The sequence below is a fragment of the Texcoconibacillus texcoconensis genome (assembly GCF_014202575.1).
Lineage (GTDB): Bacteria > Bacillota > Bacilli > Bacillales > Salisediminibacteriaceae > Texcoconibacillus > Texcoconibacillus texcoconensis.
The window spans coordinates 178,047-191,123 of record NZ_JACHHB010000002.1; the positions used below are offsets into that span (position 1 = coordinate 178,047).

A 13,077-nucleotide genomic window follows, 5' to 3' on the forward strand; every position below is an offset into this window, starting at 1 on the left:
TATCACCAGAGGGTGTCGGTAAATATACAAATAAATGGACTTTCCTGTGAGATTAGTGCTTCTAATTTATTTTTCTCTATCAACTTTCCATACATTAAACATTTCACTTTGTATTTTAGTAGGTGTTAAAGGTATTTCTAATGCTAAAAACCATATTTTTCATACTGTTTCTAATAAAGCTGCTGAATCTTCAGGATTTTTTTCAAGTTTCGGTGTTTCTAGAAGGGTGAAAACAAGTATATATAGTAAAAGGTAGCTTTGGATTTATCCACGTAAACTAACGGGAATTCACGTGATACAAAATGTCCATCTTGAGAATGAGAAACAATGGTGAAAGCTCCTTTCCATACAAATAACTTACTATAAAATGCCTATTTTCTTTAAGTATTTGCCTCAATTTCTCTCTAGAAACAGTCACCCTACTTTTTATGATGGAGCGTTTACATTTCTTGTTTTAAAAGATACGTTGTCTAGGAAAGCTGTATCGTGAAAAATGTTTATTAAATGTAGCAGCATAAGCAAAAGGCTTGGACAATTCGTTTTTTCTTTCTTCTGCTATACCATTGTGAACTGACATCGCACTTTTTACTACCTGTGCAAAGTCCAACAATGCAGAATTGTAATCATCAGTTCCAAAATCAGAAGCAAAATCAACACTAGGTTTAACAACCATCCATAAATTTGATACCCTCAAGTACTCCCACTTGAAAGATTTCATATTAGATGCAATTTCATCACGCATTTCAGTTGCTATATATATAAACTCCTTCGTTTCTTTTTCCTGCTTACTTACATTTTTAGTCTGAATGGATATTAAAAATTTTTCTACTTCAGACTTCAAATTATTTAGTTGATGATAATACTTATCCTTAAAACGCCTAATTTGGGCAGGTGTGATATTCCCATCAGGGAAAACAAGTAAATTACTTAAAATTTTCGTTCTCAAACTATCACTATTGGTTACATTTACTCTTTGCATTGAATTATGTTGAAGACCATCAATTTTCACCCTATTCTCGGATGTTTTCTTTAAAAAATCATGCAGGTGTTTTTTATTATCAGTAAAAGGCGTCAAATCGTTTTTAACACTCAAACAACTTGCTAAATAAGCCATAAATGGTTTGGCAATAATATCAGGTGCCTCATACCAACCACCATCAATTCTTCTTACGTAACCTCTATGTTCTAATTCTGCTCCTAAATCCATTATCTTACCACTATGTATAGTAAATGGAGTTAACTTTCCTTTTCTATTTTTGTTATCTTTCCAATTTCTTAGTCCCTCAAAATTTTTTGGTTCAATATGTTTTTCAACATAATTTAAAAAGTTTTGCTCAAATCCATCCATGCTCATGATATAGTATTCTGGTGCTGTCGGAGTCACCAATTCGTAATCTATCAAATCTCTCATATATTTTTTCTTAAACATTTCAGGCCTGTCTACATATTCTATAGGAGCAATTGTTTGAATACGATCCCAATAAAAAAGTGCACTTTTTAACCATGTACCTTGTGGAATATTTATTGTTGGATAATAAATGACACCATCCATTTTTACTCCCCCAAACCTAAACAAAGTGATATGAATTAAAGTCTAATACGATCATAAAAAGCGACAAATTTACTTCTCCAAACCCTTATACTTATCAGTTCTCAAACTAACCGACCTATAGGTTACTCGATGTGACATATCCCGCATTACTTCATCTGAATAAACATAATGGTGAGCTTTCATTTTTTCTCCATTGGTTAACCAAAAGCATGGTTTTTCCCATTCCCTTTGAGCATTTTTATAATCCCATGCAATGCAAAAGGGCTCTCCTTTTTTCTGAGTATTAAAGATGCAGTTTTTGCAACCATGAGTTTTGTTTTCCTCGGAAAATGTAGGGTATTTTCCCCATATATGAATGAACCTTTCTTTTATTAAGCTTGCAATTGCTGTCCAAGGGTCATAAGCATCAATAACTTTAGGATTATTATAATTCACGATACTCAGCTCATCATCATCTCTATCTTCATCACTATATGGAGTGGCAGTATCATAAACCAACCCTTTAGCATCATATATCAAAACTCTTTCTTGGTTCATAGATGCTGTTGCCGCAAAGTCTCTTAACCGGTTAATCATTAATACATACCATGTTACAGGATCTTCACAATCTGTAAAATCCTCATGAAATATTAGATCACATAAATAAAAAGGGGTTTTTGCTTCACCCACTTCTCCACTTCTCCTCCTGGTAATCTTACAACATAATTTAAGACAGGTTCCTGTTTTAAACCAATGAATCTCCGTTTATATTCTATCGATTTCATTCATTAATTCTCCCTTTACTAATTATTTTCAATTTGCATTCTATATTCTTTTCACCAATCAGTAATTATTTTCTTAATATTTAGACTTTTAAAAGTTAAAATATAACTATATAAAGATCAAAAACATGAGGTTTGGCTTACCCTCACGAAAAAATCAGTTAACAAGAGGTACAAGCCCCTAAACCGCTGTGTGGATTAGGTGGTTTATTAGCTGAAAGCCCTCTAGCTAGCTCCTATTTTTTTATCAGTAACCCAGATATCCCCCTTATTATTTGAAGGAGCTAAATGGCCAAAATGGTCGTAAATGTACAGCCTTTGTTCTCTTATACCGTTGTAACGTCTGGTAGTACAAAACATAAAATAGATAAAAGATATAGATCAAACTCGAAAAAAGAAAGCCAATAACCGGAAATTTTGAAGAAAATCAATACCTTAGTAGCATTCATGTAAAAATTATATAAATCACTAGACCTAAGAGGTATAGATCAAAAAAAACTCCAACATCTTCTTTTAAGAGTTTTAAATTCTCCATAGTCTTTCTATATACAGAAGGGTCATCTTTTTCTTTACTTTCTTTGATGGATTTCATTATTTCTTCAAGCCAAGAAATAATTATTTCTTTATGGCGTTGGTTCTCCTCTAAAACTTTATCAATGTTCGGAACATTACCAACCTCTTTTTTTACCAATTCAACCCGCTCTTGTACGAACCCTTCAATTTCCTCTAAGGTGAACTTATCTTCTTCATTCCCAGAAATAACAACGAAAGATTCTAAATCGTCATGACTTTCGTACCTTCCGAAATTGTTTATAAAACTTTGTAGTTCCCTAAAAGGATCTACAACAGAATTAACACCTATATTTTCAGGCATGCTTAGCATATTCTTGTGAATGTTTAAATAATCATTAAAAATCGGGCTATGTTCAAATATTTCTTGTGTCGGGCTTTTTAGTGCTTCGTTAATATAGTTTTGTTTGTCAATAACATCTTGACACATTGGCCCTGTAATAACTGATGATTCGAATAATATATTATGTTCATCGATTATGTCTCGAATCGGAGAAGCAGTTAATTCTTTATGAAGATCAATCATATCTTGTGCTGGTGATTTAGTTAACTCGTTCAATTGCCTTTGATACTTGAAAAAATTTTCAAAAGCACTTGTCATCTTATCAACTCCTGACAAGAATTCGAAAAGGGATTCCAATTTCCTCTTTTACTAATAAAAAACAATGGGTTGCATTTTTTAAAGAATATATTCTGGATTATTTAATTCGGAAAAAACTTAAAAAAAGAAGGATATTTATGCTAGAACAAGCAACAGGATTTTCTACTAAAACATTAAGAGCCATAGTTTCTAATTTTCCATATCTCTCGCTAATGACTCTTTCTAACTCGATCCATCACTTGCATCACGACATACTCTCCCTTTATTATCTAACAATCTTCCAATAACTTCAAATCAATATTATTAAAAACAATCCCCTCTTAAAACACCTTGGTTGCAGAGGGAATTGTTCACCTTCACATAAATACACTGTCACAACGCATCCAAATCTCCTTCACCCCAACTCGCATCGCTTCTCCCACCATCGTAATACTCGTATAATTCCAAAAACAAAGTGAACTGCTCTTTTTCTGCGTCTGTTAACGTGTAGTCTCGGAACCCTTCTCCGACGAAACGAATGTCGACTTGTTCACCATTGGCGATTTTTTCGACGTCTTCCAGTAAATCTGGCATAGCAATATCATCAAAAACATACCACTCGTAGATTCCACGACCGATATCGGTGTTGCGGTCGTATGAGTTAAACATCCATTCGAAGCGGTCGCCGTCGACGTTGAACATGATGCTTTCATAGAATAGCCAACTGTCTTGATGAAACCCTGTCACAACGCCAAAAAGGGCGTCTCCATCGATTTCAATAATTCGTGGGTAAAATGATACTTCGTAGCGGTCAATCTCGATATATTGTGCCGCGTATCCTTGTGGTGCAATGTATGTCACACCGGTCATGTCGTCATACACTTCATTCGTTTGGGCCAACAGTTCGTCTTTTCGATCATCTTGATATGCTTCGTAAGCCGCTTCTGTTTCTGTTAATTGTTCGGCGATTTCATCTTCTCGTTCGCCGTGGGCCTGCAAGTCCTCTAAGAGAAGAATGGCTTCACGGAAACTTTCGTTATCTGTATGCTCTACGGCTCGTTCTAAACCGTCATCAATCATGGCGTTAAGGTATTGGTCTTTTTGTTCTTCGTATTGTGCTTCTCCTTGGAAGTGGTCTTCTAGGGTGGTGATGTGTTCGTAGGCTTCTTGGTATTGGTGGTTTTCGTAGGATTCATTGGCTTGGGTGGTTTGTTGGTTGTATAGGTGTTCTTTGGTGGCTTCGATTTGTTCTTGTGCTTGGGTGTATTCGGTTTCGGTTTCTTCGGTCACTTGTTCGTAATGTTCGAGTGCGTCGAGGTAGTTTCCTTGGTTAGAGTGGTCTTTGGCGGTGTGGAAATGATCGATAGAGGTTTGGTAGGTTTCGACCTCGTCTCTTTCTTCATCGATGATTGTGTGGATGGCTGGGGTGTCAAAGTTGTGTAGGTCGTCTAATATTGTTGTGATATCTTCGTGGGTGAGGGTGCCTTCTTTAAATGCGGTTGTTTGTTCTTGGGTGAAGTTTTTGACGGTGGACTCGGTTTGTTGTTGGATGTCTGCTTGGGTTTCGTCGTCGTAGTCGTCGTTGTTGGTGGCTTCTTCGTAGGTTGTGACGGCGGCTTGGATGTCTCCTTTTTGTAGGTGGTCTTCGATCTTGTTGACCGATTGGTTAGCGGCTGAACAGGCGGTGACAAGAAACATGGCTATGAGGGCGATCATTTTCATTTGTTCTCCTCCTCACGTTTATGGTCATTCGGTGGTTCCTTTAAGTTTCATAGGGGGCAACTTCCCTATTATGCCGTTTATCTTCATATTCCCGTTTATTTCTGGGATTTAACTTGTTTTGTGAAGGAAGAGGTGAGCGTAGGGACTGTGAGGTCAACATGATCATTGCTGGGCTTGTTTCTATACAGGACACATCCACTATGAGGTGAACAGGATGTGTCCCTGTCTTGAACACCGACTAGCATTGCTTGTCTAAATGTTTTCCGATTTAACCGATTGTTCTAATCGAATCTAAAAACCACTCGTTAAAAAAGTCGACGTCGATATCTACGCACACTTTTGTATTCGTTTGATTTTGCTGTCTTTGGTGGAGGTCTGCGATTGTCGCTCCAATCGCTGGGCCTTCTGTGGCTACTTCTACAAATAAGTCTTTCGTTTCTACTTTCTCTGGATAAAGGATATAAAACAAGGTGCAAACGTCATGCAGCTGTAAGCCTGTTTCTGGTGATCCGCCTCGGTAATGGTAAAACAACCCGTGCAGCATGTTCCCCGTTCGTCCAAGGCTCGGTAATTGCTCGAAGGATGTAGGATATAATAAGGCCTTCAATGTGACATCTAATCCAGCCATCACAATCGGAATTTCTGATTGAAAGGCGATTTTTGCAGCATGTGGGTCGGCATAGATGTTAAACTCTGCTGCACTGTTCACGTTACCAGAAGATAGTGAACCTCCCATGATCACCATTTCTTTGATTTTCTTTTTCACTTCAGGATATTCCATCAGTAGAAGGGCGACATTCGTCAATGCGCCAATCGCTACGAGCGTTATTGGCTCCTCACTTTTATCGAACACCTTTTTCATCGCTTGGACTGCGTGAAGGTCGCTTTCTTTTCTTTCGTGATGGGGAAATTCATATCCATCCATCCCTGATTCCCCGTGATAATAACTTGCATCTTCATAGTTACGAAGAAGGGGTTGAGCGGCTCCTCTTGCGACTTCAACATCCTTTCTATAGAATTCTACAAGGTTTAGCGCGTTTTTCGTCGTTTTTTCGACCGGTACATTACCAGCCATGGTTGTTATCAGCTGAACATCGATCTTCGGGTCATTCAAAGCAACGGTTATGGCCGCTGCGTCATCAATTCCTGGGTCCGTATCAATAATAATCGGTGTTTTTGTCATTATGTTTTCTCCTTTTCAGTTTAAAAGCTTATAAATGAATTTCTATGATTTTAAAGTATTTTGATTCAAAAACTATCGCTCAAGAAAGGCATTCACTTCTGCCCTCGTCGGCATTCCGCCCTGGGCACCAAGTTTTTGAATGGATAGGGCTGCGGCGGCATTGGCAAAATGAATTGCGTCGGATAAAGGTCGCTGTTCAGAAAGAGCTACACTTAAGGCGCCGTTAAACGTATCGCCTGCACCTGTTGTATCTACAGGTGTTACCGAATACGCAGGGACGAGCAATGATTCATTGTTTCCATGATAAGAAACCCCCTCTTTGCCTTTTGTAACGATCAATTTGTCTTTGAGGCGGGAATCTTCCGTGCTGATATTGAATAGTTGTTCTGCCTCAGTTTCGTTTGGCGTAATATAAGTGGCTTTAAGCCAATAATCATCAGGGAGTTCCTTTGATGGTGCGGGATTGACGACAATGGGCACGTTATGTTCATAACAGAGATCAAGGCAATATAAGATCGTCTCAGCAGGAATTTCAAATTGGATTAACACAAGGTCACTTTTAAGGATCACCTTTTCGAATGATTTCAGATAATCTGGGGTGACTTCGTTATTCGCACCTGGAACGATAATGATTCGGTTATCTTGATCCGATAGTAGAATGTTTGCAACACCTGTAGGAGCTTGATCGTCCTTTTTCACCATGCTTGTTGCGATATTTTCTTTCTGTAACACGTCGAGCATGTCTGCCCCATGTTGATCTCGGCCTACCTTGCCGATCATGTTCACGTTGGCGCCTAATCGTGCTGCGGCGATCGCTTGGTTGGCACCCTTTCCTCCTGGTTTGATATGAAATTCCTTACCGACCAGCGTTTCACCTTGATTTGGTAAATGATCGGTGATGGTTACCATGTCTGTATTTATACTCCCAATCACTGTCATTGTCGGCTTGCTCAATCGTTCTCCCTCCTTTAGTTAGTCAGTTTTCGTTTCTCTAGGATGTGTCCACCTCAGAAAACGATCGGTCTTAGTCGGGGACAAACTTTCGTTTTCTACATGTTACTGTTTTTATTCTGTAGCCTTCACGCTTATATCACAAGGGCCGAACCTTTAGTTAGGTTGTGTTTGATAAGATTGTAACGCCTTTGTCATGAGATCCCAAAACTTATCAAAGTTCAATTCGTAGGCAAAGTGGACATTTGGGTCCTTGCCCGTTGTCTTAAGTTTATCTACAACGGTCATTCCGTATGAGAACTCACCCTTTGTTTCAACATCAACACGGACATGTTGACATTTGAAAATCGAAGGATCGAGTAAGTAGGCAACCGTACAGGCATCGTGAATCGGTGGACCTGAGAACCCGAAGACTTCCTTGTACGTTTTCTTAAAAAACACCAATAGCTCAACAACGAAATGAGCGGTCGCATTGTCGATATTCGATAGCTGCTCGATGATTTCATCTGTTGCGATCGCTTGGTGCGTGACGTCTAAGGCAAACATCGAAATCGGAACACCGCTATTGAACACGACGTTTGCGGCTTCGGCGTCGACGTAGATGTTAAACTCTGCTGCCGGTGTCCAATTGCCGAAAGTTCCTCCGCCCATCAGGACAATTTCTTTGATCTTAGGAATGATTTTCGGTTCTTTAATCATCGCTAAAGCAATGTTTGTAAGTGGACCGGTCGGGACTAATGTGATGTCATCACCGGCGTTTAATACCTTTTCGATGATTAAGTCAACACCGTGTTGATCAATCGCTTGCTTGGTTGGAATTTCCGGTAAATCCGGGCCATCCAAGCCTGTATCCCCGTGAATTTCTTCGGCAATTTCTCTTTCCTTTACTAACGGTCTTTCTACCCCTTGGGCGACGGGGACATCTGTCAGGCCAATCATGTCGCATACTTTTAGTGTGTTTTGTGTATTTTTTTCTACTTCAACATTACCGGCAACCGTTGTTATCGCCTCAATTTTTAAATCGCTGATATTCGAAGCAGCTAGGATGATTGAGATCGCGTCATCATGTCCTGGGTCGCAGTCTAAGATTACTTTTTTCGTCATTGCCTCTACCTCCCTTAGTCAGAGTTGCTTCTTGCTGAGAATCAAGCGTTTACATTTTTATTCGTGCACGTCGTATTGATTTTACGTAGAGAAACTTGCGTCGCGATGAATCCAAAGTAATATTTCGCCAATGAACGGACGTTAACCTAAACTATGAAACAATGACAGCCTTCTCAAAGCCCAATTCGTAGGCTTGCTGCAGCAATTGTTGCATATACGTATCATCCGGAGAAGGGGTGTTTTGCAAACGTCCGTTCACACCATTGCTCCTAAATGTAATAAGCTTTAACTTGACGTCAGTTACGTTTTCGCCAATCGTTTCAGCGATGCCACTGATGACAGCTTCCGCATCGACCTCACCTGGTAAACAGACGATGCGGATTTCCTCCAATTTATTGCAACAGGCAAGGTGATGTAGATTCTTTTTGACGACAGCGTTCGTAAGTCCGCCTGTGATTTTTTGGTATGTTTGTTGATCCCAGGCTTTCACATCGAGCATGACCCCTTCGCATAATGCCAATAAAGCAGGGTAGCTAGTCAAGTCTGTGGTACCGTTACTGTCAATTAAGCATGTAAGTCCGTGTGCTCGTGCGATTGTGAACAGTTCTTTTATAAAATGAGGATAAAGGGTGCTTTCACCACCTGACACGGTAATGCCTCGGATAAATGGTAAGTTCTTTTGAATCTCCTCGAAAATCTCTTCAGGGGTTAGATGTCTTACTTTGGGTGAAGCATTTGATGAACAAACGTGAATACACTGATCGCACTGCACACATACTTCAGGATCCCAGTTCACACGGCCATCAGCCTTCGTCAGAGCCCCCGATGGACAACCACTAACACATATTCCGCAGTGATGGCATTGATTTTGCGTTTCTGGATTATGGCAATAAGCACATGCTAAGTTACATCCTTGAAAGAAAATCGTCGACCGGTTCCCAGGTCCGTCTACGAGGCTTAAAGGCATCACCTTATTGATTGGTGCCGTCGTCATACTCCCCGCACCTTTCTATCTTTAAGATGATTATGATCATAGTTGGACGTGCCAAGCTGGGTCGTATTTTGCAGGACGACTTGCTCATCGCGGTATTTTTCCATTTCGCTACGTTTAACTAAATAACCGGTAATACGCACTAAATCACTATTCTCTTCGTAAAAACTCATATATTTTGAACCTAATGAAAACGCCCCTTTTACAATATCAAGAATCGCACTAGGGTTATTTCGTCCGGTCGTTTCAATTGGGAAGATATCTCCACAGCCTGTCGTAATTTCGCGATGGAACCTGGCACTATGTCTTAGATGATCATAAATATTCTCCAGTTCATCACTGACAGGGATGCGCACGCCTGAAGTGATGCCGATATCGTAATCCATGCCAACCTGTGCATGGAGCATCAGTTGTCCACCAGAAATATTAGAATATTTGGCTGGGAACTGGGCCGCAAAGTTTGAAATCACCTTCATGATTTGCTCTGCGAGATCGTCTGCCTCACTATCGTGTCCATAACGTTTCTCATTTTCGCCCATCAGGATATTCGTACACTCAGCCAATCCTGTAATTCCTAACATGCCGATAAAGTTGTTAGCGTCGATGAAACCTTCCTTCACAAGGAAAGACGACTCAAAAAAGCCAGATTGTTCGACTAAAAAACGGATCCGTTCGTTCATATAACCGCCCAGTGCCTCTAGACAATCAGGAAGCAGTTCGTATAAAAACTGCTCTGTGGATGTGGCAACGTTCGCAAGTCCAGGAAGCGTGATTCTAGAAAGCGTATGGGCGCCACCGCCGATTGGCAAAATATTGTAGCAACTTGAAATCCCGTAATCAGTCGGATACGTCTTCTGATGAATGTGGTGATTGCAAAAAGCAGGATTCGCACAGTACAAGCTCGCGTGAACCGCTAATTCAGCATAGTCATCGGGTGTAATAGCCGGGTCATATTTAAGCGTGAAATTCGGAACCGCATTCTGTAATTCCTTTTCCAACTCGAGAATCAACTTTCCTGCACGTGTTGCTTCTGGTCCAATATTGGCGTGACAGAAAGAATCCGTAATCGTGCGATCAAGATAATTGAGAAAAAGGCGAAGTTTTTTCTTTGCCTTTTTATCGCTAACGCCATCCAAAAATGGCTCAATGAGTTTATCAATGTTACCTAGATAAACAGGGAATCCTGTGATCGACGGAACATGCTTATAGAAAATCATCAAAGAATTCAATAATTCATCTATATCTTCCGGTGGTTCAATCCGTAAAAATTCACTTCCGTTTGTGAGAAGGTGCTCATAATCCGGCATGATATAGCGCGGTCGATAAGGTGCACTTCCTTCATACAAATCATCGATGGCATTGATCTCAAAATAATATCTCGTTTTCTCTGGAATATTTAAAACCGACAGCGTATCTTCTGCGGCATGTGCAAGTGACATGACCTTTTGTTCATAAGTAAGCTTTTGGGAAGTCACCATGTCTAAAACTTGACTCATTCTTACACGCCCCTTTTATTGACTAAACTTTTCCTCTATTAATGCGACTAGTCTTTCGTATTGTCTCTCAGAAATGACGATTTTCCCCCTATCGTTTGTAATCAGGCCGTTGTCTGAGAGCTTTTTGATGGATCGATTAACGGTTTTTAAGCTGTAGCCGGTCTGATCGGCAATTTCTTGTCGTTTGATCTGAATCGTGCACGTTTTATCTTTTGCGTGCTTTCGATAATAGTTGGTCATGTAAAGCATGAGACGATCGGCGGCGTTTAGAAACAAGTAAGTCCGTTCATTTGTCGTCTGCTCCAAAATACTGCTCATAATTTCACGTGTTCGAAAAAACAATGCCTCTGGGTCATTTCTGATCCAGTTGATATAGTTCTCCATCGGTAAGACGATAAACTGACACGCTGTCGAAGTGACTAATGTGGCTTTATACGTTGTGTTACCCGCCAACCCTTCCATTTCGCCAAACAAGGCGGGTGCTTGAAACTCGGAAAATACATAGACATCACCTGAAATTTGCTCTTCAATGGCTCTTACTTGTCCGTCAATTAAAATCCAAAGTTCATTGCAGGCGTCATTTGCTGATATGAACTTTGTATCCGTTTTCATTTCTTCAGTACGAAAGGAGTGGCTCGTTGAAGGGTAATCCTCAAATAATGTTTGTAGGTATTGGCGTTGAGGTTGGGGTGCTTTACTTATTGCTTCGATGATATCCTCCATAATGACCTCCTCCTTTAGTGTCATTATATCGACCGAACGCGCTCATAAAAAGGACATATGTCCTTTTTATGTTTGCAGATGAGAGTGCTTTTCACATTTCTTTCATAAGTGTATTTGCAAGGTGTTATTGGTGACAAAGTGACACACCCTCGTTGACTTGACCGCATGTTACGCGTACTGCGTTTCATAAGAATACTTCATGTGCTTCTGAAAATTAATTTATGGAAAAGTGAAAACGGAAACCTGGTAAAACAAAAAAGACCACTTGCTAACCTCTCAAACTTCCTTCCTCTTCCAGACTTCACTTATTCATAAAGAGGGTATTAAGAGGTGTTCGCAGTGGTTTGAAATCTGCATCGTGAAAGTTAGGTTTGTTTTTCGAAGTCCTTGGAGATTGTCTTGAGAAGTTGTTCATGCACTTCTTCAAGGCACATGAGCATGCGGTACATTTCAGCTGCTAGTGGGCCGTCGTCGCCGCCGTTCATATAGATCGTCGTGAAGTCTCCGGATCCTAGGTACTCGTCTAAATCATCGTACAGTTCGCGTGCGAGGGCACGGTCTTCTTCGTCTTCGAAGTCTGCTGTTTTCAACAACCTTTGTGCTTCGGGATAGTAATGTTCAAAATCCATTACGAGCATGGCGTAATCATCCCAGTAGCCGTCTTCGATTGGGTCAGCTTCCTCATCGTCATCTAAGCAATCGAGCCCGCAGTAAAGATGATCATTTGCATCGATCACATACACGTCATCAACCGAGCGTAAGCAATAAGCGCAATGATTTTCTGGAAGACAAATAACCCAGTCTTTACCGTCACGTGTAAGCCAGTGCTCCTCTGAAAGTGGTTTTAGAATATGTCGGCCGAGATAAGCAATTGGAGAACTCTTACCAGATTGCTTTTTCACTTTTTTCGCTAATGTTGGTTCTTCTTGTTGCATCTTTTCCCATAGTTGGTGTGTATTCATCTTTTGTTGCTTTTTCATCACCTGTTTCAGCCAAACATTTATCGTCATTGTCATCATCCTCCTCATTTCTCTATGGATCAAGCTCCATTGTTTGAATGAGCCTCATTTTCACTATACACACGGCTTTGAGATTTGTCGGCGGGGGAGGGGGGAGGTTTTTCGGGCAGGTGAATCATTTTTTCCTTCAGGTGAACCGGTTTTTCCTTCAGGTGCGGCATTTTTTCCTTCAGGTGAACCGGTTTTCCCTTCATGTAAGTCAATTTTTCCTTCAGGTGAACCCGTTTTTCCTTCAGGTGCGGCATTTTTTCCTTCAGGTGAACCGATTTTCCGTTCAGGTGAGTCATTTTTCCTTCAGGCGAACCGATTTTCCGTTCTGGTGCGGTAACTTTTCCTTCAGGTGAACCGGTTTTCCCTTCATGTAAGTCAATTTTTCCTTCAGGTGAACCCGTTTTTCCTTCAGGTGCGGCATTTTTTCCTTCAGG

Annotated in this window: 12 protein-coding genes; all 12 read right to left on the reverse strand. The window is 40.4% G+C overall.

Annotation, left to right across the window (positions count from 1 at the left end):
* Positions 1 to 454 precede the first annotated feature (454 nt).
* Positions 455 to 1,552, reverse strand: coding sequence for a hypothetical protein (locus HNQ41_RS02895; protein WP_184662919.1), 1,098 nt, complete (start codon positions 1,550 to 1,552; stop codon positions 455 to 457).
* A gap of 69 nt (positions 1,553 to 1,621) precedes the next feature.
* Positions 1,622 to 2,221 carry a hypothetical protein gene (locus HNQ41_RS02900; RefSeq protein ID WP_184662920.1) on the reverse strand — a complete coding sequence of 200 codons (600 nt, stop codon included), beginning with the start codon at positions 2,219 to 2,221 and terminating at the stop codon, positions 1,622 to 1,624.
* A gap of 537 nt (positions 2,222 to 2,758) precedes the next feature.
* Positions 2,759 to 3,484 (reverse strand): hypothetical protein, encoded by a 726-nt coding sequence (locus tag HNQ41_RS02905; RefSeq protein ID WP_184662921.1) that lies wholly within the window; start codon positions 3,482 to 3,484, stop codon positions 2,759 to 2,761.
* A 372-nt stretch (positions 3,485 to 3,856) separates the two neighbouring features.
* Positions 3,857 to 5,185, reverse strand: coding sequence for a hypothetical protein (locus tag HNQ41_RS02910; protein WP_184662922.1), 1,329 nt, complete (start codon positions 5,183 to 5,185; stop codon positions 3,857 to 3,859).
* Between the two features lie 268 nt (positions 5,186 to 5,453).
* Positions 5,454 to 6,368 (reverse strand): ribonucleoside hydrolase RihC, encoded by a 915-nt coding sequence (rihC, locus tag HNQ41_RS02915; protein WP_184662923.1) that lies wholly within the window; start codon positions 6,366 to 6,368, stop codon positions 5,454 to 5,456.
* Between the two features lie 72 nt (positions 6,369 to 6,440).
* A complete protein-coding gene (rbsK, locus tag HNQ41_RS02920; protein WP_184662924.1) occupies positions 6,441 to 7,322 on the reverse strand; it encodes a ribokinase in 882 nt (293 codons plus the stop codon).
* Between the two features lie 153 nt (positions 7,323 to 7,475).
* Positions 7,476 to 8,423, reverse strand: coding sequence for a nucleoside hydrolase (locus HNQ41_RS02925; protein WP_184662925.1), 948 nt, complete (start codon positions 8,421 to 8,423; stop codon positions 7,476 to 7,478).
* A gap of 151 nt (positions 8,424 to 8,574) precedes the next feature.
* Positions 8,575 to 9,417 (reverse strand): YjjW family glycine radical enzyme activase, encoded by an 843-nt coding sequence (locus HNQ41_RS02930; protein WP_184662926.1) that lies wholly within the window; start codon positions 9,415 to 9,417, stop codon positions 8,575 to 8,577.
* The gene (locus HNQ41_RS02935) at positions 9,414 to 10,910 is read right to left on the reverse strand and encodes a YjjI family glycine radical enzyme (protein WP_184662927.1); all 1,497 of its coding nucleotides are present in this window, start codon (positions 10,908 to 10,910) and stop codon (positions 9,414 to 9,416) included. Before HNQ41_RS02935 ends, HNQ41_RS02930 begins: the two co-directional genes overlap by 4 nt.
* Before the next feature lie 15 nt (positions 10,911 to 10,925).
* Positions 10,926 to 11,633, reverse strand: coding sequence for a Crp/Fnr family transcriptional regulator (locus tag HNQ41_RS02940; RefSeq protein WP_184662928.1), 708 nt, complete (start codon positions 11,631 to 11,633; stop codon positions 10,926 to 10,928).
* Positions 11,634 to 11,998: 365 nt separating this feature from the next.
* Positions 11,999 to 12,643 carry a hypothetical protein gene (locus tag HNQ41_RS02945; RefSeq protein ID WP_184662929.1) on the reverse strand — a complete coding sequence of 215 codons (645 nt, stop codon included), beginning with the start codon at positions 12,641 to 12,643 and terminating at the stop codon, positions 11,999 to 12,001.
* A gap of 29 nt (positions 12,644 to 12,672) precedes the next feature.
* The coding region (locus HNQ41_RS02950; protein ID WP_221301828.1) for a hypothetical protein at positions 12,673 to 13,077 on the reverse strand (405 nt) is incomplete at its 5' end.

What these genes read in the sequence shown, in the direction of transcription:
- HNQ41_RS02925 (WP_184662925.1), bottom strand. Translation starts at nt 8,423, where the DNA reads ATGACGAAAAAAGTAATCTTAGACTGCGACCCAGGACATGATGACGCG.
- rihC (WP_184662923.1), bottom strand. Translation starts at nt 6,368, where the DNA reads ATGACAAAAACACCGATTATTATTGATACGGACCCAGGAATTGATGAC.
- HNQ41_RS02940 (WP_184662928.1), bottom strand. Translation starts at nt 11,633, where the DNA reads ATGGAGGATATCATCGAAGCAATAAGTAAAGCACCCCAACCTCAACGC.
- HNQ41_RS02910 (WP_184662922.1), bottom strand. Translation starts at nt 5,185, where the DNA reads ATGAAAATGATCGCCCTCATAGCCATGTTTCTTGTCACCGCCTGTTCA.
- HNQ41_RS02905 (WP_184662921.1), bottom strand. Translation starts at nt 3,484, where the DNA reads ATGACAAGTGCTTTTGAAAATTTTTTCAAGTATCAAAGGCAATTGAAC.
- HNQ41_RS02935 (WP_184662927.1), bottom strand. Translation starts at nt 10,910, where the DNA reads ATGAGTCAAGTTTTAGACATGGTGACTTCCCAAAAGCTTACTTATGAA.
- HNQ41_RS02930 (WP_184662926.1), bottom strand. Translation starts at nt 9,417, where the DNA reads ATGACGACGGCACCAATCAATAAGGTGATGCCTTTAAGCCTCGTAGAC.
- HNQ41_RS02895 (WP_184662919.1), bottom strand. Translation starts at nt 1,552, where the DNA reads ATGGATGGTGTCATTTATTATCCAACAATAAATATTCCACAAGGTACA.
- HNQ41_RS02945 (WP_184662929.1), bottom strand. Translation starts at nt 12,643, where the DNA reads ATGACGATAAATGTTTGGCTGAAACAGGTGATGAAAAAGCAACAAAAG.